At 54.5% G+C, this 24,119-nt stretch carries 22 protein-coding genes and 3 tRNA genes; 6 read left to right on the plus strand and 19 right to left on the minus strand.

The annotated features are described in order from the left end of the window. Positions 1–103: 103 nt before the first annotated feature. The gene (locus tag F605_RS0103915; RefSeq protein ID WP_022864605.1) at positions 104–868 is read right to left on the minus strand and encodes an LppM family (lipo)protein; all 765 of its coding nucleotides are present in this window, start codon (positions 866–868) and stop codon (positions 104–106) included. A 292-nt stretch (positions 869–1,160) separates the two neighbouring features. Between F605_RS0103915 and F605_RS0103920 the strand changes: the two genes are divergently transcribed. Further along, a complete protein-coding gene (locus F605_RS0103920; protein WP_022864606.1) occupies positions 1,161–2,990 on the plus strand; it encodes a phosphoenolpyruvate carboxykinase (GTP) in 1,830 nt (609 codons plus the stop codon). A 258-nt stretch (positions 2,991–3,248) separates the two neighbouring features. On the opposite strand, the gene F605_RS0103925 is transcribed toward F605_RS0103920, so the two are convergent. Beyond that, entirely contained in the window at positions 3,249–4,154 is a 906-nt protein-coding gene (locus F605_RS0103925) for a cation diffusion facilitator family transporter (protein ID WP_022864607.1), read from the minus strand. A 126-nt stretch (positions 4,155–4,280) separates the two neighbouring features. On the opposite strand from F605_RS0103925, the gene F605_RS0103930 reads away from it, so the two are divergent. Then, complete coding sequence (locus F605_RS0103930; RefSeq protein ID WP_051132115.1) at positions 4,281–5,192, plus strand: phosphoribosylaminoimidazolesuccinocarboxamide synthase; 912 nt, start codon at positions 4,281–4,283, stop codon at positions 5,190–5,192. A gap of 541 nt (positions 5,193–5,733) precedes the next feature. On the opposite strand, the gene F605_RS0103935 is transcribed toward F605_RS0103930, so the two are convergent. Genes F605_RS0103935 through F605_RS09775 form a run of 6 tightly spaced genes read right to left on the minus strand, consistent with a single transcriptional unit; the run spans position 5,734 to position 9,337 of the window. After that, positions 5,734–5,985 carry a hypothetical protein gene (locus F605_RS0103935; RefSeq protein ID WP_022864609.1) on the minus strand — a complete coding sequence of 84 codons (252 nt, stop codon included), beginning with the start codon at positions 5,983–5,985 and terminating at the stop codon, positions 5,734–5,736. Positions 5,986–6,004: 19 nt separating this feature from the next. Then, positions 6,005–6,322: an EamA family transporter gene (locus F605_RS11600; RefSeq protein ID WP_419184826.1), complete on the minus strand. Its 318-nt coding sequence runs from the start codon at positions 6,320–6,322 to the stop codon at positions 6,005–6,007. A gap of 32 nt (positions 6,323–6,354) precedes the next feature. Further along, positions 6,355–6,900: an EamA family transporter gene (locus F605_RS10990; RefSeq protein WP_051132087.1), complete on the minus strand. Its 546-nt coding sequence runs from the start codon at positions 6,898–6,900 to the stop codon at positions 6,355–6,357. A gap of 12 nt (positions 6,901–6,912) precedes the next feature. Then, positions 6,913–7,746 (minus strand): endonuclease/exonuclease/phosphatase family protein, encoded by an 834-nt coding sequence (locus tag F605_RS0103945; RefSeq protein ID WP_022864610.1) that lies wholly within the window; start codon positions 7,744–7,746, stop codon positions 6,913–6,915. A 1-nt stretch (position 7,747) separates the two neighbouring features. Continuing rightward, positions 7,748–8,149 (minus strand): peptide-methionine (R)-S-oxide reductase MsrB, encoded by a 402-nt coding sequence (gene msrB / locus F605_RS0103950; RefSeq protein WP_022864611.1) that lies wholly within the window; start codon positions 8,147–8,149, stop codon positions 7,748–7,750. A gap of 3 nt (positions 8,150–8,152) precedes the next feature. After that, complete coding sequence (locus F605_RS09775; RefSeq protein ID WP_022864612.1) at positions 8,153–9,337, minus strand: mechanosensitive ion channel family protein; 1,185 nt, start codon at positions 9,335–9,337, stop codon at positions 8,153–8,155. Between the two features lie 166 nt (positions 9,338–9,503). On the opposite strand from F605_RS09775, the gene F605_RS0103960 reads away from it, so the two are divergent. From F605_RS0103960 to F605_RS0103970, 3 genes are all read left to right on the plus strand, one after another. Then, positions 9,504–9,576 (plus strand) — tRNA-Glu (locus F605_RS0103960). Positions 9,577–9,609: 33 nt separating this feature from the next. After that, positions 9,610–9,683, plus strand: a tRNA-Asp gene (locus F605_RS0103965). A 20-nt stretch (positions 9,684–9,703) separates the two neighbouring features. Next, positions 9,704–9,779, plus strand: a tRNA-Phe gene (locus tag F605_RS0103970). A gap of 37 nt (positions 9,780–9,816) precedes the next feature. On the opposite strand, the gene thiL is transcribed toward F605_RS0103970, so the two are convergent. The 9 genes from thiL to F605_RS0104015 form a co-directional block, all read right to left on the minus strand. Further along, the gene (gene thiL / locus F605_RS09780) at positions 9,817–10,959 is read right to left on the minus strand and encodes a thiamine-phosphate kinase (protein WP_022864613.1); all 1,143 of its coding nucleotides are present in this window, start codon (positions 10,957–10,959) and stop codon (positions 9,817–9,819) included. Positions 10,960–11,056: 97 nt separating this feature from the next. Next, on the minus strand, positions 11,057–12,646 hold the full coding sequence (locus F605_RS09785; protein ID WP_022864614.1) for an ABC transporter permease: 1,590 nt from the start codon (positions 12,644–12,646) through the stop codon (positions 11,057–11,059). Positions 12,647–12,654: 8 nt separating this feature from the next. Then, positions 12,655–13,452 (minus strand): molybdate ABC transporter substrate-binding protein, encoded by a 798-nt coding sequence (modA, locus tag F605_RS0103985; RefSeq protein ID WP_022864615.1) that lies wholly within the window; start codon positions 13,450–13,452, stop codon positions 12,655–12,657. Beyond that, positions 13,449–13,853 (minus strand): TOBE domain-containing protein, encoded by a 405-nt coding sequence (locus tag F605_RS0103990; protein ID WP_022864616.1) that lies wholly within the window; start codon positions 13,851–13,853, stop codon positions 13,449–13,451. Before F605_RS0103990 ends, modA begins: the two co-directional genes overlap by 4 nt. A 211-nt stretch (positions 13,854–14,064) precedes the next feature. After that, complete coding sequence (narI, locus tag F605_RS0103995) at positions 14,065–14,841, minus strand: respiratory nitrate reductase subunit gamma (RefSeq protein ID WP_022864617.1); 777 nt, start codon at positions 14,839–14,841, stop codon at positions 14,065–14,067. A 4-nt stretch (positions 14,842–14,845) separates the two neighbouring features. Beyond that, positions 14,846–15,571, minus strand: coding sequence for a nitrate reductase molybdenum cofactor assembly chaperone (gene narJ / locus F605_RS09790; RefSeq protein ID WP_022864618.1), 726 nt, complete (start codon positions 15,569–15,571; stop codon positions 14,846–14,848). After that, a complete protein-coding gene (gene narH / locus F605_RS09795) occupies positions 15,568–17,061 on the minus strand; it encodes a nitrate reductase subunit beta (RefSeq protein WP_022864619.1) in 1,494 nt (497 codons plus the stop codon). The genes narJ and narH overlap by 4 nt, the downstream gene beginning before the upstream one ends. Positions 17,062–17,102: 41 nt before the next feature. After that, complete coding sequence (locus tag F605_RS0104010; protein WP_022864620.1) at positions 17,103–20,804, minus strand: nitrate reductase subunit alpha; 3,702 nt, start codon at positions 20,802–20,804, stop codon at positions 17,103–17,105. Between the two features lie 76 nt (positions 20,805–20,880). Continuing rightward, positions 20,881–22,200 (minus strand): nitrate/nitrite transporter, encoded by a 1,320-nt coding sequence (locus tag F605_RS0104015; RefSeq protein ID WP_022864621.1) that lies wholly within the window; start codon positions 22,198–22,200, stop codon positions 20,881–20,883. 267 nt (positions 22,201–22,467) lie between these two features. On the opposite strand from F605_RS0104015, the gene F605_RS0104020 reads away from it, so the two are divergent. Further along, positions 22,468–22,947 (plus strand): MogA/MoaB family molybdenum cofactor biosynthesis protein, encoded by a 480-nt coding sequence (locus tag F605_RS0104020; RefSeq protein ID WP_399328640.1) that lies wholly within the window; start codon positions 22,468–22,470, stop codon positions 22,945–22,947. Here the strand turns inward: F605_RS0104020 and mobA are convergent, their stop codons facing one another. Both mobA and moaC read right to left on the minus strand, forming a co-directional pair. Continuing rightward, the gene (gene mobA, locus F605_RS09800) at positions 22,948–23,568 is read right to left on the minus strand and encodes a molybdenum cofactor guanylyltransferase (protein ID WP_022864623.1); all 621 of its coding nucleotides are present in this window, start codon (positions 23,566–23,568) and stop codon (positions 22,948–22,950) included. Continuing rightward, positions 23,561–24,088: a cyclic pyranopterin monophosphate synthase MoaC gene (moaC, locus tag F605_RS0104030; protein WP_022864624.1), complete on the minus strand. Its 528-nt coding sequence runs from the start codon at positions 24,086–24,088 to the stop codon at positions 23,561–23,563. The genes mobA and moaC overlap by 8 nt, the downstream gene beginning before the upstream one ends. Between the last annotated feature and the right edge of the window lie 31 nt (positions 24,089–24,119).

A 24,119-nucleotide genomic window follows, 5' to 3' on the forward strand; every position in this document is an offset into this window, starting at 1 on the left:
AAGTAGCATTTTCCTGAAAGTTGGCATCCTGATGGTTACACCGGGAAAGCAGACCAGGTCTTTTCGGTTTTGAAAAGACAGGGAAAAGTGTGCGAATAAGAGCCTATTTACCGCGGCGCTTACGCGAATGTTTGGAACGGCGTCCGGAAGAAGAGCCTCCCAAATCCAAGTAGCTCAAAATACGGAGGAACAAATTGCGGCAGGAACCAGCGATGATCTTCCCAGCCTGCGCTAGCTTGCCCCAAATGGGGGCGATACGCGGATGTTTACGGAAGACCACCAACGCCACTATCAGGGCTACCACGATAACTAAAAACCCGATTCCCCATTTTTGGTTCATAGTTATCCCCGGATGGTCTTGTCCGCGAACTTCAAAACCTTTGACGAGAGTTTGGGGAGTCGTCCAGGTGACGGTATTGCCGTCAGCTTTTGCCCCGGAATAGGCATCGGTTTTCAACACCGGACCGGGGAACGTAATGGTCAGACGAAATTGGTCGGTTTGGGCATCCAAAAAATCTAGGCTCTGCACCGGGGCGAGTTTAACCACGTAGCTGTCACCAATATGTTTAATGGTCACAAACGGTTTCTTAGCCTGCGAAATATGCTGTGCTTTCACCGTAATCGTACAGTCTGAAACCCGATCGGTGGATTGATCCTTAATCGCGACCTGCGCAGTTTTTAGGTAGTCCTCTATCCCTGGAATCTGGTCTTTACATTTAATATCTTGCGCGGTTCGAGGCTGCGTTAAATGAGTACTAAACGAATAAGTATCGTTCTCGTAAATCTGCATTTGAGTGCGAGCTTCACACCCGGAAAGCAGCAGCGCACAGGGAAGGAGAATCAGAGCTAAAAGTCGCTTGCCTTTCACCCTCGCTACCTCCTTGAGTGGCGGCCGTAAACCCGGATATCGCTTTACCGCTACTTTTAATCATACTGTAAAGAACTGGCTACACCGACGGTACAAAGTTTACTTCCCATCCGAAAAGCCAATCATGAAGGTGTCCTACGGCCTAAAGTTTCGCTTAATATGAGCCAGGTCATAGTTATTTATGGGAACTTTTAGACCCTCGCGGTAGAGAAAGTAGCAGGGATGACGGACAATAGAAAGGCAAGAGCAACTGTGTGTTGCCGTGTCGAGTGCCGCAGGAGGCAAGAGATAAATGACAGTGACCGAGAAAGATGTGCTAGCTGCCGCCCCGAAGAACGCCCCGAAAGAGGTCGTTGATTGGGTAATTAAAGTTGCAGAACTAGCGAAGCCGAAAGCAATTGAGTTTTGCGATGGTTCCGAAGAAGAATGGACTCGCCTAACCGATCTCATGGTAGAAACCGGGATGTTCACTCGTTTGAATCCCGAGAAACGCCCTAATTCCTTCCTGGCTCGCTCGCTACCCTCCGATGTGGCGCGCGTAGAATCGCGTACTTTCATTTGCTGCGAAAAAGAAGAGGACGCTGGCCCCACCAACAACTGGGCAGATCCTAAGCAGATGCGCGAAACCCTGCATGGAAAGTTTGACGGCGCGATGGCCGGCCGCACCATGTACGTGATCCCCTTCTCCATGGGGCCGCTGGGTGGCCCGATTTCTCAGCTGGGTATCGAGTTGAGCGACTCTCCCTACGTGGTCTGCAATATGCGGATCATGACCCGTATGGGTGCCAAGGCGATGGATCTCATTAACGAGGGACGTCCTTGGGTTCCGGCGGTTCACTCCGTGGGCAAGCCCCTGGCTGAGGGCGAGACTGACGAAGCCTGGCCCTGCAATGACGAAAAGTACATCACCCACTTCCCCGAAACCAACGAAATCTGGTCCTTCGGTTCCGGTTACGGCGGGAACGCCCTCCTGGGCAAGAAGTGCTACGCCCTGCGTATCGCCTCCACCATGGCTCGCCGCGATGGCTGGATGGCAGAGCACATGCTGATTCTGCGGCTAACCGACGAAAAGTCCGGTGAGCAGTACCACGTGACCGCCGCCTTCCCGTCTGCCTGTGGCAAGACCAACCTGGCGATGCTGCAGCCGACCATCCCCGGCTACAAAGTCGAAACCGTTGGCGACGACATTGCCTGGATGCGTCCGGGAGAGGACGGCACCTTGCGCGCCATTAACCCCGAGGCCGGATTCTTCGGAGTTGCCCCGGGAACCTCTTACGATACCAACCCGATGGCGATGGAGACCATGAAGGAAAACTCCATCTTCACCAATGTAGCTTTGACTGACGATGGCGATGTCTGGTGGGAAGGCATCGACGGAGACACCCCCGATCACCTGATCGATTGGCATGGTAAAGACTGGACTCCGGAATCTGGCGAAAAGGCCGCTCACCCGAACTCCCGTTTCACCACTCCGGCTGCGCAGTGCCCGATTGTTTGCCCCGATTGGGAAGCTCCCGAGGGTGTTCCGGTCACCGCGATCCTGTTTGGTGGACGTCGCGCAACCAACGTTCCCTTGGTAGCCGAGCAGTACTCCCCGGCACACGGGGTGTTCATTGGTGCGTCCGTAGCCTCGGAGCAGACTGCTGCTGCTGAAGGCGCTGTGGGCTCGCTACGTCACGATCCCTTCGCTATGCTGCCCTTCTGCGGCTACAACATGGCTGACTACTGGGGTCACTGGCTAGAAATGCAAGAGAAGGTGGGCGACAAGTTCCCGCGGATTTACCAGGTTAACTGGTTCCGTAAGGATGAGGACGGCAGCTTCATTTGGCCGGGCTACGGCGATAACGCTCGCGTTCTGGACTGGATTGTGCGCCGCGCCTCCGGCAAGGTTGACGCCATTGAAGGCCCGACCGGCTACTACCCCAAGTTCGAGGACTTCAACCTGGAAGGCACCGATCTGGGTCGGGAAGAATGGGACAAGATGTTCGCCATCGATCCCGATGCTTGGTTGGCCGAAACCGAAGACACCGAGAAGTACTTCTCGCAGTTCGGTGACAAGCTTCCTAAGGCCATCTCTGACGAACTCGCGAAACTGCGTGAGCGTCTACAGGCACTTAAGTAATCACCTAACTAAAAGTTACCTCTTTCCTTTTTAAAAATAAGAGGAAGGCGGCCGGAGACCAGAGTCTCCGGCCGCCTTTTCATACTTTTGTATTCTTGGGTTTTATTTAGGGGGCAGCCTCCGTCCCTCCTCCTGCGAGGAAACGTTGGGGTGTAGGCACTAGAGCTCATTGCAATGTCCAGTTTGTGGGACATTATGTTGGTGTTTTTGTTTTGGTAGAGACAAAACAGGGATTGCCGAGCTGTAGGGGTTCCGCAGTTAGTGTTTTAAGGTTTCGTGCGCAGCGTGGCCTTCGGGCTCAATCTGCAGGGTGCAATGTTCGATTTTTCGTGGGAAATGGGCTTTCATACATTCTTCTACCTGGTGTAGCACTTCCAGGGCATGACCGTCGCGATAACATTCCTTAGCGATAATGATGTGCGCTGATAAAAGCACGGTTTGTGAGTTAAGCGGCCACACGTGCAGGTCATGAATTCCAGTTACGTGTTCTACCTGCATAATATGTTCCCTGATCTCGGCGATCTTCAAATCGCTCGGAGTGCGGTCAAGCAGGATCGAGCCCGCTTCCCTTAACAGTTTGTAGCCGCGTGGCAGCATCGCGCCCGCAATTAGCAAAGAAATTACCGCGTCGATCCGGTTGATGCCGGTAAGACGGGTAATAATTCCGCCAGCGATTACTCCCACGGAGGAAATCGCATCTACGGAAACTTCCAGAAATGCGGCTCTAATATTTAAATTGTCACGATGGCGTCCTAGCATTACCAGCAGCGATGCCAAGTTACCCAGTAAACCGGCCACCGCCCAGGCGGCCATTTGGGTGCCATCAACCGGAGTGGGGGTAAGCAGCCGGATAACTGCTTGGTAGCCGATGATCGTACAAATGATCATAATCATCCCGGCCTGGATGCCGCCCGCGATCGCTTCTAGGCGCGCATACCCGTAGGTGAGTTCGCCGCTGGCAGGACGAGTCATCAAAGTAGCGGTGAAGGCCGCTAAGAATAGTCCGATCGAATCAATTGCGACGTGTCCGGTATCTGCGGCTAAAGCTAGCGAACCGGAAACGATAGATCCAATCAATTGGGCAACCAGCACTGCCAAGGTGATCCCCGCGGCAATTAGCAGTCGCGTACGGGTAGATTCGCTGGTAGAAGCATGTTGATGCACGGTGAAACCACCTCTTAATAAGGGATACCTAAATAAGTAACATTTTGCTACCTTAACCTCACCAATTCCAATAAGATTTGTCAACAGCCCTCCCAAATCGAAATAAAAAATGGAAGAATGATGAATATGTCGTCAAGTGATACCCCGGCGCTGCGCGGATGGCGCCATTTATTCTCTGGTAAAGAACGAGAAGTGTACTATCCGGCGGGACAGTCGGCTCATGATTCTGACACGGTGATGATTGTGGCTACTGACCGTTTCAGTGCCTATGGTCAGGTATTTCCTACGGAAATTCCCGGTAAAGGTGTTGCCCTTACCCAGCTAACTACCTGGTGGTTGGAGCAGCTCGGGGATGCGGTCCCTAATCATTTTCTCTCTACTTCCTCGGTACCAGAGATGGCAGCGGGTAGAGCGATGATTTGTCGTCGCCTGGATATGTACCCCTTGGAATGTCACGTGTCGGGTTACCTGGCGGGTGAAGCCTGGCGGGAATATCAAGCTAAGGGCACTATCGGGGGTGCGCGGATGCCCGAGGGGTTGCAACAGGAGCAGAAGCTAGCGGAGCCAGTCTTTAATCCGGTAGCTAAGACCCAGATGGGACGGCACGACACTAACGTTTCTTGGGAGGCGCTACAGTCTTTAGTCGGCAGTGGACGTGTGGATCAAATCATCGAGTACTCGCTTGATCTGTACCAGCGGGCGGCCAAGATTGCTTGGGATCGGGGGATTATCTTGGGATCTACTAAGTTCGAGTTTGGTTCCGCGCTACCCTACGGGGGTGAGGCCGTGGTATTAGGAGATGAGGTACTGACCCCCGACTCTTCACGTTTTTGGAATGCCGATAGCTATGAAGTGGGCAAGCGTAATCCCCGGCTAGATACCCAGATATTGCGGGATTGGGTCGATTCTGACGCGTGTCAGTGGGAGCCCTATAAGCGTCAGGTACCCCCGCAGATTCCCGCAGATGTGGTAAAACAGACCTCTGATCGTTATCAAGAAATATACGAGACGCTTACGGGACGTACTCTCAACGAGTAGGCCGGCGGATTTTCCACAGGTGTTATCCACAGCTATTGCTGCGGTTTTGCACCAGTTAACAACCCTGTGGATATTACCTGTGGATATTCATTTTTTCGCTAGCTAGATAACCTGAAATGTCAAATTTTTCTTGGTTAACCTCAGGTAAACCTTGAGGGTATGGAGGGTTTGGACTGGTAGAAATAGTATTGAGGCTATTAGCTGCAGGAATAGTGAAATCTGCTGGCAGGTTGGGGATAACCAGTGACTAAACTCCTAAAAAGCAGGAAAACTAAGTGTCCATTGACGGGTTTTCAACAGCGAATATTTTTGGTAAGCGTCCGAAGCTATAGCTTTGAGCAGGGGGCTTAATATAACCTTCAAGTGACTACTTGAAGGTTTAAATTTGTCCCCGGTTTAAGGGCTAGCGTGGTTAGCGAAAAACCGAACGTTACGGATCAAATAGAAAAGGCTGCTGCCCGACAAATCGTGTTGTCGAGCAGCAGCCTAGAGTTAAAGACTTTGGAAGTCTAAACTACTAAAACATCCAAATAGCTAGCAGCTAGTTTGCTTTCTTGTTGGTGATTCCCAAGTACACGCTAATCAAACCGACTGCGATCACGATTGCCACAATGAAGCTGATAAAACCGTGACCCTCGCCAATAACCTTGGCTAAGAGCCAATCAGACAGGCCAGCAGAAACCATACCGATGATAATGGTGATGATCATCCCCATGTTCTGTTTGCCCTTCATAAAGAAGCGCGCTAGTGCCCCAATAATACCGCCACCGATGATCGAACCAATTACACCCATTTTTCTCGTTATATCCTTACTAGTTATTATGCTTACGCTTCCTGTCTAACATGCCTGGACGGTACTGCGCAAGAGCTACCGCCAGAGAAATGCACAGCAAACCCGCTATTTCTCCTACATTTGGCAGGTGGTGCAGGGCAATCATGCTAACCACCTCACTTATCGCCGGCATTAAGCAAGCTAACAGCGAAAATATATCGGGACCCAGACGGCGTAGCGCCACTTGTTCTAAGGGGAAAGGCAGCGCGGTAGACAGTACCCCCACGGCAATACAACAAAGTAAAACCCAAGTGCTTTGCCAACCGGCAGCAATCGCGAACGGCCCGACTAAGGGCACAGTTAAAATCGCCGCGACCAACAGACCAATCGCTAAAGAATCTTGGCCGTGGCCTGCGCGGCTAGTTTTTGTCCCACCACAATGTAGCCTGCCCAGCAAATGCCCGCGGCTATTGAAAAAGCCAAACCAATCTGTGCCTGAAGGTTAGCGATATCTAGGCCGATCCCGGAAATAGCTGCCACCCCGATGCCCGCCAGTAGCGCCGCTATCCGGGTACGCCATCCACGTCCTCTGAAAAGTGCCACCATCACGGGTCCCACAAACTCTATAGAAACGCAGGTACCTAAAGGAATCCGGGATATTCCATGGTAGAAGGTCATATTCATGGTGGTAATGAACAGTCCCATAACTGTCGCTGCCGCTAACGTTCGCCAAGATAGGTCGCGGCGAAAAGGACGGCGAATCAGGATCAAAATAATTGCTGCTACCGCCACCCGCCACCAAGCGACCACGGTGGGAGTCATGGCCGTAAACAACCATAAAGTCGCAATCGCCGCGCCCGAATATTGTGATAAACCAGAGCCTACGAAGATCAATGGCGCAGGAATACGATCCGCAATATTGCTCGTTTGGGTCATTTTCACTCCGGCTTATGCCTGCACTGCAACAAATAACGCGCGATGATCAGAGATTGGCATCTCGATAGTGTCCACCTGGGAAACCTGGCAGGTAGGCGGGGTAAATAGCTGGTCGATACAGGATCGGGGCTGATCCGCGGGGAAAGTGGGGGCGCTCGCAAAAGATAAATAGGGGTAGAGGGAGCAGGAGACTTCTGGACGCAGATTCATATCCCCGACTAACAGGGGGGTCGCCTTGCCAGCAAGTAAGGATAATCCTTGCCAGGAGCGGATTAACTGCCGTTTGGCGGTGTCTACCCCGAGTTCTAGATGGGTGCTGCCGACTAGGAATCGCCCCTGCGAGGTAACAATTTCTGCCCCGAGCACACTGCGAGTTTGCCCGCCATAAAACTTCCAGGCACGCGGATCTGGGCTGGAAATCTTTATCCGGGGGGCTGCCGAACCGAGTTTGGCACTTACCCAGCGCCGCACCGGATGGGGGGTTAGCACTCCCACTCCATATCCTCCAAGCAGCGGGCGATCAGCGCGAAAAGGATTCCGGCTTTTTCCGAGGATGTCGCTGGGCAAGGATACGGGAAGCCGCAACCCTAAAAGCGTTTGACCAGCGAAGAAACTTAAGAATCGGTATTGCCAAGTTTGCCCCGAAATCTGGGTTAGCGCAGCGGCCAGCGCGCGGGCTTGATCGACAAAACCGGAACGTGCCTGATAGAAATCAACTTCTTGCAGGCAAATGGCGTCGGGATGGTAATCGAGAAACTGTTGGGCTATTACTTGCCAGCAATCTTGAAATTTAGCTGCTCCCGATGCGGGGGTGCCATGCTGCAGATTTGCACTGATAATCTGCATATTATTCGGCCTGAAAATCTAGGCAGATAGAATTAATGCAATAGCGTTGGCCCGTAGGCATGTTAGGTGCGTCCTCAAAAACATGCCCCAGATGGCTCTGACAGTTGGCGCAGCGTACCTCGGTTCTTTCCATGCCATGGGAAGAGTCCTGGTGGTAGGTGACCGCGGCGTCCTCGGGTCGGAAAAATGCGGGCCAACCGCAGTGGGAATCAAACTTGGTATCAGAGCGGAACAGTTCTGCTCCGCAGGCGCGGCAATGGTAAATCCCTTGCCGGTTTTCATGCAGGTATTTTCCAGTGCCGGGGCGTTCGGTACCCGCTTCGCGCAAAACGTAGTATTCGCTGGCATCCAGGCGGTTTCGCCAATCAATCTCAGTGGCGCTGCGGGGGTCAAAATCACTCATCGCTTAACCTTTCTGGGGGTTATTTTCGCCTACCAATTTGCGCGCCAGCCGGTGAACTTCCTCGTCAGAGCGGTCACGGCTGAGGTAGCGGACTTCTTGCGGTTGAATCCGGCGGGAAACCAGCGCCCAGGGAACTTCTTTTACCAGCCATTGAATTAGTTGTTCTCGCAGGTAACAACGCAGTACCCATAAATCATTGCTATCGGCGGCAGACACCGAAATGCGCACAGTCTGGCAATCATCGCTCATATCGGAGACATCTACGCTGGCGCTGCGCCCATCCCACAGTTCCGTGCCTGACAGCAGCAGGTCCACTTGGGCGCGGATGGAATCGATAGGTGCGGAATAGTCAAGATAAAGTTCCACCATTCCCACTTGTTGGGTGTGCTTGCGGGTCCAGTTCTCGAACTTTTGTTGGGTGAAGTGGGTGGAAGGCACAATCATGCGGCGTTCATCGTAGAGATTAAGCACCACGTAGGTGAGGGTAATCTCTTCTACCGTGCCCAGCTCTTTCTTGCCATCTAAGCCCGGAACCTGCACTTTGTCGCCGACCCGGAGAGCATCTGAAAGCGCCATTTGCACTCCCGCAAAAACGTTTGCCAGAGTCGATTGGGCAGCTAAAGTTGCCACGATAGAAGCCACGCCAGCCGAGGCCAGCATGGAACTCATCGCTACTTGGGCAGACGGGAAAGTTAAAATCGCGCTAGAAATCCCCACAACCACTACTACCGCTTGTAATAACCGCCGGATAACCTGTGCCTGAGTCAGCATTTTCGAACGGCTCCGGGAAGGATTCTCGCGGTTAGCTTTTACCGCCACGTCTTCGATCACGTAGCAAATGCGGGTGATTAGGAAAGTAACCGCTAAAATCACCACGATCAGTAATCCTTGGCTAAACCTCCCAATCCCGGTAGAAGCGGCGATTTCCAGTCCGGAAGTGGTGTACTTCCAGCCTAGATAGGCTCCCAGAATCAGCATGGCGAAGAAGAAGCTACGGGTGGCCCGTTTTAAGATCAGTTTGGTGAGCGGCTCGCGTTTAGCTACCAGCTTTAAAATCGCGGTAGCGATTGAGGCAAGGATGATCCCGGCTAGCGCCCCTACGCCCATACCGGCGAGGCTGGTTAGCCAGTCAAATACTTGCTCAACGGTTTGATCTGATGAGGATGTGCCTAAAGGTTGCAGCTGCATATAACTAGACTACGTTTCACCGACAAAAAATGCAGGTATTGAACCATTAAAAGACGCGGTAAACCCCAGTTGTGAGAGGCTTCATAGGGGATCGCTTTGCCTTTAGTTGCTCAATGCCGGTAAGCTTATTCAAGTCTGAGCCGAGGCCTTGAGGCCAGGCCGCAAGGCCCCCATCGTCTAGAGGCCTAGGACACCGCCCTTTCACGGCGACGGCACGGGTTCGAATCCCGTTGGGGGTACGATCTGCCGAAAGGTGGAGCACAAATGAATAAGGCCCAGTGGCGCAGTTGGTTAGCGCGCCGCCCTGTCACGGCGGAGGTCGCGGGTTCGAGTCCCGTCTGGGTCGCAGGTCTTATTAGACCCCTAGGCTCTGTAGCTCAGTTGGGAGAGCGTTCGACTGAAAATCGAAAGGTCACCGGATCGATGCCGGTCGGAGCCACCACTGGTTACTTTTAGCGTTTTATTTTTTACTCCCGCCTTTAAGAGGCAAAATGATCCCACCCGTGTTGCGCATACGGTTGTCCCTCAACTAGCAGGTAGGCGTTAAACGAAGATGATGAATCATCTTCATTACTGAACGTAACTTCGGGTTTATTGGTGATATTGGCCGCTTGGGTGCTCGCCGATAAAACCTCGCCAATAAGCGTAAAACCGGGAATCGCAAATCCTGCGGGAGCTGTACATAGCAGGCCATGATCTTCTCCTCCCCCGAGAATCCAATCCCAGCTACTGGTACCCAAGAAACTAGCCAGATCTGCAAGGCGCTGGGCATATTTTTCTAAGAGGACGGGGTGCAAATCAATTACTACCCCGGAAGCGGCTGCTATTTTTGCCCCGTCCCGGCTCAGCCCATCAGAAACATCCATCAAGGCGTGGGCCCCGGCCAGGGCTAGTCGGGAGGCGAGGGAAGCGGGAACCTCTGGAACCTGATAGCGAGAAATAACTTTGTTGACGAGGCCGCGCAAGGATCCCGGTAGGGTGGGATCATCTAGGGCAGCTTGCGGACTCTGGAAGCGTTCCAGCAGGGCTAACCCGGCAGCGGAATCACCGAGATTCCCCGCGAAATACACCTGGTCGCCTACTTGCGCACCACAACGTAATAGGGGAGGTCGGCCCGCTAAATCCCCGATAACCGTGACTGCTATCTGCAGGCATGGCCCGGAAGATAGATCCCCACCTACCAGTGCATACCCGTAGCTTTCTAAGCCTTTTGCTAGCCCGGTAGCGAGGGCGGTAATCTCGTTATTGCCCATGTCTTTAGGAATAGTTACCGCCGCGACTGCGCTATGAGCACTTGCCCCCATGGCCGCAATATCGGCGGCGTTTTGGGCGGCGGCGCGCCTGCCGATCTGTTCTAGGCTCATCCAGTCACGACGAAAATGGACTCCTTCTACCAGCACATCAGTGGAAATCACGGAGCGAGAATCCGGATGAGCCAAAACCGCACAATCATCTCCCGACCCCACCAGTACTCGCTTGTGCGCATGCAGGCCGGCAGTAAAGTCGGCAATCAAGCGATCTTCGGCCGTAATGGGGGTAGGTACCGCCCCCTGAAAAGACGGTAAAGAATGCGGAGAAGAAGGTTCTACCTGGGCGGACTCGCCAGGAGGAGAAGTAGTCATAGTAGTAAGCCTACCTACTTACTGGTGCCAGTTCACCAAAGCCGGTTTAGGCGCCGCATTTACGTAACCGCTAGCCTTACAGCGGCTATTAGCGATCCTATTTAATGGCGTTATCTAGCTGGGCTTTGCGGGTTAGCTGCTGCAGGAAACGATCCTGGGTTTCTCCGAAGAGATCGCGCCAATAGCCACGCCGGATGACTTTCCCTTGTTTTAGCACTATCACCTGGCAATCTAGGGCAATTACATCGGTTAGGTCGTGGGTGACTTGGATAGTGGTGGCTCCCCCGATGCGTTCCCGCAGCAGCACTCGCAGCTGGTCGGCTACCTCTACATCCAGGGAGGCCATCGGTTCATCTAGTAACACCACATCCGGTTCAATCGCCATCGCCCGGGCAATAGCGACGCGTTGCTTTTGACCGCCGGAAAGCTGATTGGGACGGCGCCGCTCTAGGTTCTGTATTCCTACCGCGGCTAGTTGGCTGCGCGCCAATTCCTGGGCGCGATCTTTATCTATCCCTAAGCAACGCAAGCCAAATACCACGTTACGCAGCACGGACATATGCGGAAATAAGGCAGGATCTTGGGCGAGAAGCACTATTCGGGGCTGGTCTACGCTCCACTTAATAGAGCCAGAATCAGGAACCAGCGTTCCGGCCAGCAGGGAAATGATCGTAGATTTTCCCGCCCCATTCGGACCCAGCAGGGCAGTGGCGGAGCCGGGGGTAAAATCTAAATCCACATCTAAGTTACGCACGGCGATTTTCGCCTCCAGATGCACCCCCGGACCGGCCTGTTTTTTTCGTGGTACTTTCTTGGAAAGACCGCTAATCGCCCCGGCCGTGCCGGGAGCAGCGCTTTGCTTTTGCCTTCCCATCAGACGCGAATACCAATAGTCGGAAAGTACCTGGGTGCCGCCTACTATCAAAATCGCCAGCGCAATAATCACTAAAGATAGGGAAAGTGCCAGGTCAGTATCGGTTTCTCGTTGCAGATATACCTCGAGGGGAAGGGTGCGCGAAATACCTTGCAGGGAGCCGGCAAAAGTAATCGTGGCCCCAAACTCGCCCAGGCAACGGGAAAACGCTAAAGCGGTTGCCGAAACGATCGCCGGGGCGGATAGCGGCAAAGTTACTTGCAGCAGGGTACGGGTGCGAGAAGCTCCTAAACCCCGGGCCGCGGCCTCGTATTGGAAACCGCGAGTGCGTAGCGCGCCCTCGAGGGAAGTAATCAGGAAGGGCATCGCCACGAAAGTTTGAGCGATAACCACCGCTAAGGTGGTAAAACCAATCTGAATCCCTAAAAGATCCAGTTTTGATCCCAAAATCCCCATGCGTCCCCAGGTAATTAGCAACACCAAACCGGCAACTACCGGAGGTAACACCATGGGGAGGGTGACGAACGTACGCACCAGGCGGGGAAAGAAACTGTTGCGTGCCTGGGAAAGCCACAACGCCAGCGGCACCCCGAAAACGATACACAGCCCGGTGGAAATCAGGCAGGTTTTTAAAGACAGCCACAGAGCGTCTTGGCTTTGGGTAGTGGCCAGCAGCTGCGGGATTTGTCCCCAATGTACCCGCAGTACCAAGGCGGCAAAGGGAATCAGTAAGAAAAGTAGCGCTAAGGCGGCGGGGCCCCACAGCCAAGCTGGGGACCCCGCCGCTTGATTAGCTCCGAAAGACTTACGCAAGGGGAGCTTTAGTTCTTATCTTGTGACAGGGGAGCCGAGAAACCATAGCTTTCTAGGATCTTCATCCCCTCATCAGACAGAATAGCGTCGATAAACTTCTTCGCGGCCTCTTGGTTCTTAGAGGCTTTCACCAAAGATATCGGGTAGGCGTTAACCACCTGGTCGATGCCCTTAACTTCAATGATCTCGACCTTGTCTCCAGCGGCCTTTGCGTCAGTCTGGTAAACCAGTCCCGCATCGGCTTCTCCGCTTTCAACTTTGCCGCGCACATCGGTAACCTTTTGTTCCTCAGATGCGGGTTTGAGGGTGACGCCCAATTTTTGCTGCAGTTCTTTCGTAGCGTTACCGCAGGGCACCCCCTCGGCACAAACCACTAGTTTCTTGCCGTCCAAGGAGGCGTCTAGCCCGGTGATCTTGGCGGGGTTCCCCTTGGGGACGATTAGTGCCAAAGTGTTAGAGGCGAAGGGTTTGACCTCGCTAACCAGATCCGCAGCGGTTGCTTTTTTCATGTTCTTTTCGTCAGCGGAAGCAAAAACATCTGCTGCCGCACCGTTTTTTAGCTGATCTACCAGGGTAGATGAACCCTCAAAGGAGAACTTCACCTCGATATTAGGATCTGACTTTTTCAGTACCTTCTCAACAATTTCCGGGAAAGCCTTATTTAACGAGGCGGCCGCGAATACCGTTAGCTGGGTTTTTTCTGCCGGAGCTTTGCTCTCTTCGGCCTTAGTGCCACCGGAGGACGAGCAAGCTCCTAGCGCCAGGGCAAGCCCGGCTGCTAGAGCAACGAGACGGAATTTTTTCACAGTTTTTCTCCTTCAGGAAGCTGTACCGAAACATTAGTCGCTTTGACCTGGGCGGTAGCTACGGAACCAACCTCTAAGTTCAGTTCCTCTACTGCTTCGGTAGAGACTAGGGAAACCACCCGGTAGGGTCCGCATTGCAGATCTACCTGGCTCATTACCTGGCCTTTTTTCAGGGCAACCACTAGCCCTTGGAAGTGGTTACGGATTGATTCATTAGGTTCTTCCCCCAGTAGGGTCCCAGCGGGACGCTCCTGCAGGAAACGAGCTACTGAGGCTCCGTCCACCCGCTTGGGACCGGATCCAGCAACAGTTTTGATTAGATTTTCATCGAGCCAACGGCGGATGGTGTCATCACTGACCCCCAGCAGGTTGGCGATAGTAGATATACGATAATTTGGCATAGAATTAGGGTATCGCAGATACGAAAAAATATCTGGAAAATGAGCTTAATACGGAAATAGTGCTAATAAAAGTACTAATAACAAAAAATAGATTCAGGTATTAAAGGTTAGATAAAACCGGTTGGCGAAGTTGGAAATCTTTAAAGATAGAACGCTGAGGGCGCCGGCTTGCTTTAAAAGCGAACCGGCACCCTCGGAAAAGCGACCTGTTTTAAGCCCCCTGGGCGGGAGCTCCTCCAGCATCCTCTCCGCCGGCGACAGTAGCCCGAACTGGGGTCCAACCCGGCTTTTCCGGGCTAGCGGCGGTCGCGGGGCGCCGCGAGCGGTAAACGATTGGTGGACGGGTAACGTAACCCACCGGAGCCGAAAGTACGTGCACTAGGCGGGTGAAGGGCCATACCGCCAACAGCAGTAAACCGGCAATGATATGCAGTTTGAAACTGAGCGGCACATTCGCCATCAGATCCACCTGAGGTTGCAGCATGAACAGGGAACGCAGCCACACCGAAATCGTTTTGCGGTAGTTATAGCCGCCATCAGCCCCAAAGATCTGGTTGGCGGCGGTTGCTATTGCTCCCAACGCCAGGGGAATCGCCAAGAAAATATAGGCAACCAGGTCACGAGCGGTAGTAGCGAAACGTACCGAATGGTTAACGAAACGCCGCCACAGCAAGCCGATAAAGCCCACCACCGCCGCAATCCCTGCCGCGGTGCCCCCAAAGGTGGCTAGCAGGTGATATTGGTGTTGAGTAACCCCCATGGCTTCGGTCATCCAGTCGGGGATGAATAGCCCCATAAAGTGTCCCACCAGCACGAACAGGATCCCGAAATGGAATAGCGGGGAAGCTAATCGCAGGATTTTAGCTTCACGTAGCTGTGAGGACTCGGAAGTCCATCCATACTGATCAGAGCGGTAACGCCAGATAAGACCGGCAACTAGTAGCGTAATGCAAATATAGGGAAATACTCCCCAAAACAACACGTCCATGACTTCACCCTTCGCTCGCGGTGTCTGCTTGAACCGGGGCTAACTGCGGCCACGGCAAGTTATTACTGTCATCCAAGCCCACCAATTCGGTAGGCGGACCTTGACAGATGAGGCGCTCCATACGCTCAGTGGTTTCCCTATCGGCTTCCCCCAACACCATGCGCAGGGCAGCGACCACTTTCTGCCAGGGAGAATCTAGCGAGCACAGCGCAGCGTGCAGCACTTCGATCCCCTCGCGGCTAGCCGCGATTGCGCCTAAGACTAGGGCTAAATCTTCGCCCTCACAGCGGGCGGCTAACTCTAAAACCCGCGGTAGATAGTCAGGTAGGGATTCGCGGTGGGGAGGCTCGAAACCTACGGCGCTAAATAAATCCGAAAACACCGTCAGCGCGATCCCGCGTTGCCGGGTATCTCCAGTGGCGTAATAGGTTAGCTCCAGGGCGCAGCGGCGTTTGCGGTCAAAAGTCTCCACGTAGTCCTCTTGGACTCCGCGTACTCCGCGCATGCGTGCCCAGGAAGAAAACTCTCCAAGTTCCCGACCGATAGCCTCGGGTAGCAGCTCAGATTCTGTCTTCACCTGGGAAAGGACTTCCTCCAGGTTGTCACCGGGGTAATCCAAGAGCAGCGCGCAAGCCATGAGGGCAGCCGAGCGCTGTTCTGGCTCCAGAGCCACCGCGTTTACCGGGGGCGCCTCTTGCCGGGTAGGAATAAAAGAAACCTTAGCGCTCACCGCGGTGCCCTCCCGATTTCCACCGGAACTTTACCCGAGGGCGCGCCCTGACCCACCGGACAAATATATTCACTGGGGGTGCGCGCAGTTTCCGGATGAGTGGTGGGAATGACGTAGCGATCTTTATATTTAGCGACCGATAGCAAGCGGTACATGGCTTTTACTTGGTCTTCGCTCATGCCTACCGCAGCCGGGATTTCCGGATTAGGCTTATCGCCCAGATTAATATCGCGCATATAAGACCGCATAGCCGCTAAGCGCCGCAAGGAGCGCTCCACCGGTCGCGGATCCCCAGCAGCAAATAGGTCTGCTAGGTACTCTAGAGGAATACGCATAGTAGCGAGCGCAGTTAGCAGGATCTTATGGTTCTCCCCATCGGCTCCCGAAGCGGTTACTGCCTCTACTACCGGTGATAGTGGGGGAATGTACCAAACCATCGGCAGGGTGCGGAACTCCGGATGCAGAGGCAGCGCCAGAGAATATTCCACGATCAACTTATAAACGGGAGAATTTTGTGCCGCCTCGATGAAAGACTCCGGAATCCCGCTTTGCCGCGCAGCCGCAATCACTTGCGGATCGGAGGGATCCAACATTACATCGCGCTGCGCCTGGTAGAGATCGGTTTCCTCCTTGACTGCCGCCGCTTGGCTGACCCGATCTGCGTCATAGAGGATAACCCCCAGGTAGCGCAGCCTGCCCACGCAGGTTTCGGAGCAAACCGTGGGGTCACCGGCCTCGATCCGGGGGTAGCAGAGGGTGCATTTTTCGGCTTTGCCGCTCTTATGGTTGAAGTAAACCTTCTTATAAGGACAACCCGAAACACACATTCGCCAGCCGCGACAAGCATCCTGGTCAACTAGGACAATCCCGTCCTCGGTGCGTTTATACATTGCTCCCGACGGGCAGGCGGCTACGCAGGTGGGGTTCAAACAGTGGTTACAAATCCGCGGCAGGTAGAACATAAACGAATTTTCAATATCCGTTTTTACCTGCTGATTCATCTTTTTGAGGGTGGGATCGTCCTGCATGGTTTCGGTAGATCCGGCCAGGTTGTCATCCCAGTTCGGCCCCCACTCAATGTTCTTTAAGGGCTTTCCGCTCATTTGGGAGCGCGCCTGCGCCACCGGTAGCGCTTTGGAACCCGCCGGAGCCGACAACAACTTGTCATAGTCATAAGTCCAGGGCTCGTAATAGTCGTCTATCTGTGGCATATGGGGGTTGGCGAAAATTTTAGTCAGCTGTGCTAGTTTCCCCCCAGAACGCGGAACCAGCTTGCCGGAGGCCGTGCGCCGCCAGCCGCCCTTCCACTTTTCCTGGTCTTCCCAGGTGCGCGGATAACCGAGTCCGGGGCGAGTCTCCACATTGTTGAACCACATATATTCAGTGCCGGTACGGTTAGTCCAGGCCTGTTTGCAGGTCACCGAGCAGGTGTGGCAACCAATGCACTTGTCCAGGTTCATTACCATGACCACTTGGCTCATTACTTTCATGACTGGTCTCCTTTAGAGAAAATGCAAACTGCCACTGACATTTAGAACTCCACCTCCTGGCTGCGGCGCCGAATATAGGTGACTTCGTCGCGCTGGTTACCGGTAGGACCGGTGTAGTTGAAGGCATACGAGAACTGCCCATAGCCGCCCAACAAATGAGTTGGTTTAATAAAGATGCGGGTCAGAGAGTTATGGGTGCCGCCCCGTTTACCGGTTGACTGGTTAAGCGGAGTGTGGGTAATCCGTTCTTGTGCGTGGTACATAAACACGGTGCCTTCCGGGATGCGGTGGGACACAATTGCGCGGGCGCTAACCACTCCGTTGCGGTTATGGGCCTCAATCCATTCGTTATCGCGCACCCCAATCTTGGCGGCATCCTGCGGAGACATCCACACGGTTTGTCCGCCCCGACCCAGGGTCAACATATAGAGGTTATCGAAATACTGGGAGTGGATCGCCCACTTGTTATGGGGAGTGAGGTAGCGGACTGCCACCTCGGCGCTGGGGGTGCCATCCCCGCGCACCATGCCGGGAGCGGGTTCCCCAAAGAGGTGGTGTAAATCCAGTGGGGGGCGATAGGTGGGCAGGGATTCCCCGTAGGCACACATCCAGTCGTGATCCAGGTAGTAGTGCATCCGGCCAGTGAGGGTGTGCCAGGGTTTGAGGTACTCTACGTTTTGGCTAAACGCAGTGTAACGCCGGCCTCCATGTTCACTGCCGGACCATTCGGGGGAAGTAACCACGGTCTTGGGAGCCTGTTGCACATCGGCCAGAGTGATCTGGTAATCAGCGTGTCCGCGCGACATTTCGGTCATATCTCCGGCGGCGTCCACCTTTTCGGTGAGGGTCTTAAAGCCCTGGGTGGCGAGGCGTCCATTGGTGGTGCCCGAGAACTTCAAAATGAACTCGGCAGCAATCTGGTCGGTGTCTAGGCGCGGACGCGGGCCAATCGCAGTCTCAATTTCTCCGAACTGTTCGCGCATTTCCCGCAGCTCTTTATCCGGGGTGAAAGGTACGCCTTTGGTGCCCATCCCCATTTTTTCGATAACCGGACCCAGGGAGTTAAATTTCTCCCCAATCTTGGTGTAGTCGCGCTCGATGGGGATAATCTTTGGCATATTGACTCCCGGCACCCAGCCGCATTCCTCGCGGGGAATCACTACCCCCGCGGGATTAGCTAGCTCATCCGGGCTGTCGTGGTTCAAAGGAGCCGCCAGGAGGTCCAGTTGGGTACCCAGGTGATTGCCTGCCATCTTGGAGACCAGCTGCGCTAAATCTTGGAACAACTGGAAATCAGTGCGTGCCTGCCAGGGCGGCAAGATCGCGGCGTTGAAGGTATGCACATAGGGGTGCATATCGGTGCTGGACAGGTCATGTTTCTCGTACCAGGTGGCAGCTGGCAGCAAAACGTCAGAATGCAAAGTGGTAGAAGTGTTGCGGAAGTCCGCAGTCACCACCAAATCCAGCTTGCCTTTCGCGGCCTGCTCGCGCCAACGCACGTTACGAGGACGCTGGTCTTCCGGTACTTCCTCGGCCTGGACATCGTTATCGGCCCCGATCATATGGCGCAAGAAGAACTCGGTACCCTTGGCAGAGGACCCCAAAAGGTTAGTACGCCAGTTAAAGAGGACACGCGGGTAGTTCACCGGATTGTCCGGATCTTTCGCCGCGAACTCTAGCTTTCCGGCAGCGAGCTCTTCGGCTACGTAGTCCGCGGGTTTTTGCCCGGATTCTTGCGCTTGCCGCCCCAGCTCCAAAGAAGACCGATTGAACTGGGGATATGCGGGCATCCAGCCGCGTTCAGTAGCTTCCAGTAAAGAATCTGCAATGTTTTGCTTGGGCACTGAGGCCACAGACGCAGGCGAAGTTAAGCGGTCGGTGGTCAGCGAATCGTAACGCCACTGATCAGTGGTTAAATACCAGAAACCGGTGGAGATCATTTGCCGGGCGGGACGCTGCCAGTCCAGGGCGAATGAATATTGGGTCCAACCGGTAATCGGGCGTACCTTCTCCTGACCCACGTAGTGCGCCCAGCCGCCACCGTTAACCCCCTGGGTGCCGCACATCGAAGTCAGTGCCAAGATAGTGCGATAGATCTGGTCAGAGTGGAAATAGTGGTTCGTGCCCGCACCCAAGATAATCTGGCTGCGTCCTTTAGAATCGAGGGCGTTTTGCGCGAACTCGCGGGCAATCCGGATAGTGGCATTAGCCGGCACCCCGGTGATTTCTTCCGCCCATGCGGGAGTCCCCGGATTGGAGGAATCCTGGTAATCCTCGCCCCAAATGCCCGGGAGACCAGCACGTTTTACCCCATACTGAGCCAGCAAAATATCGTAAACCGTGGTCACCAGGTGCCCGTCAACCTTGCGTACTGGTACCCCCCGGTTAATGGTGCCAGCACCCACGGAGCTACCTTTGTTTTCCCCGGCTACCAGGTCAAAGCGGGGCAGGGTAATTTCAGCGCTTTCTCCGCCTTCTTGATAGAGGCTGAGCTGGGCGTTTACCCCCTCCATCTTTAGGTTCCAATGACCTTTACCTTCCGGAGTGAACCGGTCAGCCAAAGTACCACCCGGATCCTTCACGCTACCGTCGGCATCCATCACCAGGAAACGGAATTCCGGCTTTGGCTTTTCTTTAACTTCTGCCGGCAGGCTAGACACATCAGCGGCGCTTAAGAATTTGCCCGGCACCAGTCCTTCGGGGGTTTCTTCTAGCTTTACTAGGAAGGGCGAGTCGGTATAGCTACGCATATAGTCCAAGAAATAGGGAGACTGTTTGCCCACATGGAACTCGTTTAGAATCACGTGCCCCATCGCCGTAGCTAGCGCCCCATCGGTACCGGGGTTAACCCGCAACCATTCATCCGCAAACTTGGTGTTATCGGAATAGTCGGGGTTGATGGATACCATCTTTTGCCCGTGGTAACGCGCCTCGGTCATGAAATGCGCATCCGGGGTGCGGGTGAGCGGCAGGTTAGAACCCCAAACTAGCAGGTAGGAGGAGTTAAACCAGTCTCCGGCCTCGGGAACATCGGTTTGATCCCCGAATACCTGGGGGCTGGCGACCGGAAGGTCTGCATACCAGTCATAGAAAGATAGGTTTACCCCGCCAATCAGCTGCAGGTAACGGGCACCGGCACCGAAAGAAACCATCGACATGGCGGGGAGCACCGAGAAACCGGCGATCCGGTCCGGACCGTAGTCTTTAATGGTGGCAACATTGGCGGCGGCTACGATTTCTAGGGCTTCCTCCCAGCTGGTACGCACCATGCCCCCTTTACCGCGCGCGGACTTATAGGCGGCGGAGGCTACCGGATCGGAAGCGACCGCCCGGAAGGCATCGACTGGATCGGGGTGAGTTTGTTTAGCTTTGCGATAGGCATCTAGCAGCACTGAGCGCACATAGGGGTGCCGGATCCGGGTGGGAGAATACTCGTACCAGGAAAACGCGGCGCCTCGCGGGCAGCCGCGCGGCTCGTAGTCGGGCATATCTGGACCGGTCGAAGGATAATCAACCGCTTGTGCCTCCCAGGTGATCAATCCGTCCTTCACGAACACCCGCCAGGAGCAAGAACCGGTGCAGTTCACCCCGTGAGTGGAGCGCACCACCTTGTCATGGCTGAAACGTTGCCGGTAGAACGCATCCGCTTCGCGTCCTCCGACCAGGAACATTTGGCGAGCATCCTGGCTTACCTGCCCGCGCCTAAGCTTCGCACCTAGTTTTAATAACGAAGAAACAGCCATTTTATTTTCCTTTAAGTTTTGTGCTTACCAAGTTTTGTGTTCCGAGGACGCTAGCGGCGTCCTCGGGAATAGTTTCTTATCCGGGGAAGGGAGCGTTCTTGCGGGCGTACTGCCACCAACACAGCGCCGAACCGATGATGCAAAAGACGGTGCAGCCGTAGAAGAAGGTAGTCGGGGAGATGGCAGTCAGCGCCACCGACACCACGAAGGGACCAAAGGAAGCGACCGCAGCGGTGAACCCGATGGCGCCGCCTGCTTGGCGGGCGGGCATAATCATCGGCATCTGTTTGAAGGTGCCAGCATTGCCCAGGCCAGAGAAGAAGAACATTACCAGCATGGCAATCAGGAAACCGTAAAAGTCGCTCATGCCGCGGGGATTATTTAGGTAGAAGCCGGCAATGGCCAAGGTAACCGCCATCCCCACTCCGGAAATGAAGGTCCAGATAGCCCCGCCCATTTTGTCGCAGAAAGGACCCCAGGCCATGCGGACCACTGAACCAATCAGCGGTCCGAGGAAGGCGAAGGAAGCACCGACGACCGCTAGTTTCAGGGGAGATTCGGCACCGTAGTTGTCGTTAATCAGCAGACCGAATACTGCCGATAGCCCCGAAAATAGTCCGAAGGTCATCACATACAGCACCGTCATGTACCAGGTGTTGGCGTTGCTGAAGATGTCGAGCTGCTGGCGAATATTGGCTTTAATCGGTACATCACGTAGCAGGGTGAAAGACAAGATCGCGGCCACGAGGCACCAAGGCACGAAGAAGATTGCGGCGTTAGACACCCAAATATTTACCCCGTCCGCGGTCTGTTGGGGGCTCATCCAGGTGAGACCGAATAGCGAGAATCCCATTAGCAGCGGGCCGACTAGCTGAATGATCGACATCCCCAGGTTGCCGATCCCGGCTTGCAGTCCCAAAGCAGTTCCCGAAAGCCGCTTGGGGAAGAAATAGCCGGTAGAGGGCATATAGCCAGAGAAGGAACCGCCCCCGATTCCACACATGAAGGCTAAAGCTAGTAGCCACCAATAGGGGGTGTTCGGGTTTTGCACCGCGAAGAACCAACCCAGCATGGGGATCATATAAAGGATTGAAGACCAGCCCACCAGTTTGCGGGTACCCACGATGGGTGGCAAGAAAGTGTAAATCAAACGCAAAAACCCGCAGGACAGACCGGGCATCGAGGTCAGCCAGTAAAGTTGCGCTTTGGTGAGGTCGAATCCGATCTCGTTAAGTTTAGGGGCGATTGCGGATACTAGGAACCATACGGTGAACGCCAGAATCAAGGAATAGGTGGAGATCGCCAGGGTGCGCCAGGCAAGTCCAGAGTCCCATTTATCCGGGTTATTCGGTTCCCAGTCAGTCAGTACGTATTTAGATTTCTTAGTAGCTTCCATAGCTCCAATGCTTTCTTTATGCCGGGTAACGCCCTCAGCCTGTCAGATTTTCCTTATCTTTTCCGTGTTAAGATAAATGAGGACAATATCTGCAGGTTACAGCGATATCGTTTATAACGATACTAGTCCAACCTGAGGGACAGTATCCCGGTAATCGCAAGCTGGTGTTTGCGTAATTGGTAGGAGGATTTCGCCTTGTCAACGGACCCGCACGCGCACTTAAAAGAGAAAAAACTACAAAAATTGCGCGGTCGTGCTGCAGGTGCGGTGATAACTGTGTCAGATCGTTGTAAAAGCGGCGAACGCCCTGATAAGTCAGGTCCTTTGGCTCAGGAACTCTTGGCTGGGTACGGAATCGATGTAGATCGGGTAAGGGTGGTGGCTGACGGAATCGAATCCGTCCAAAACGAAATTCGCGCTGCCATTGCCGAAGGGGCGCGGGTGGTGCTAACAACCGGAGGCACCGGAATTACCGAACGTGACCTCACACCCGAGGCGACCGCCCCGCTGCTGGAGGCACGCCTGGACGGGATTGCGTGGCAAATCTGTCAGCAGGGTCTAAAAGCTACCCCGCTATCTTCGCTTTCGCGGGGTCTGGTGGGGATTACTGCGCGTGGCGCCGCGGGTGCCATCGTGGCCAATGCGCCCGGCTCGCGAGGCGGAGTGCGCGACACCCTGAGCGTCCTCGGCCCCCTCTTGCCCCACCTATTAGAGCAGCTAGATCCGGTAGCCTTCCCCTTAGATTAGCTAGCGGGAGATGCGTAGTAACTCGGTTACCGGGGCGATATCTGCCGGAGTATCCACGTCGTGGGCATAATCAGGGGAAATCTCGCGGGTGGCAAACCCGATCTCACCTAGCACTCCGCGTACCGAACGATTTAAAGGATTCGCCCGCGCCATCTCCATCAGCGCCCGCACGGTAAATGCCCCCAGCACATATTGGGTAACCTCTCCGACCTGGCCTAAGAGTATTTTTTCTTTTTCGACTGCTTCCTCATTAGTTTCCTGTAGCTGCCGTGCCAGTTGCCGCAAAGCAAACCCTGATAGGGGAGCGTCCACGGGGCAAACCCCGATAATGTCGGAGGGCGAAAACACGAACGAGGCAGCTAAACGGTGCCAGCCCGCAACTATCCCGGCTGCTGGTCCCGAGCCCGGAGGTTCCTCCATAGTGAGGAAAACTTTCTCGGGAACCTCCACCTCCTCGGGAGCCACCACTACAGTGGGAACTGGCGGCAAAAAAGACAACGTCCAGCTGATCAGGCGATCTCCAGCAATCAGGAGATTAGGTTTACTGCGCCCGCCTAGACGTTCGCCAGTTCCCCCTGCCAGTACAATCACTCCATTTAGGTACTGCGGGGAACTAGCCATGATCAACTTCCTTAGCTTCCGCTTCCTGCTCGCTTCCCGGACGCACCCAAGTTCCCGAGCGTCCGCCTCGTTTTTCCAAAACATAGCATTCACGGATAGAAACCATTTTGTCTACCCCTTTCACCATGTCAATCAGGTTTAGGGCGGCGACGGAGGCAGCGGTGAGTGCCTCCATCTCGATTCCGGTGCGGTCAGCAGTGCGGCAGGTAGCGAGGATCTCGACCCCGTCCTCAGCCAGGCGGATATCCACCGCGCAATAATGCACCCCAATTGGGTGCGCCAAAGGCAACAGCAGGGGGGTACGTTTAGAGGCCGCGATTCCGCCGATACGCGCCACCGCTAAGGCATCCCCTTTCGGGACTTCGCCAGCCTGCAAAGCCGCCATGATCTTCGGTGAGCACTGCACAAAGGCGCGCGCCCGTGCCTGGCGCACCGTGGGTTGCTTGCCGGTAATATCCACCATATGTGCCTGCCCAGACGTATTTAAGTGGGGTAAAGGTTGCGCGTCCTCGTTTTTCATTACTGCTCCTTGTCTCTTAATGACCAGCTCG

This window comes from Varibaculum cambriense DSM 15806 (assembly GCF_000420065.1).
In the GTDB taxonomy this organism is placed as follows: Bacteria; Actinomycetota; Actinomycetes; order Actinomycetales; family Actinomycetaceae; genus Varibaculum; species Varibaculum cambriense.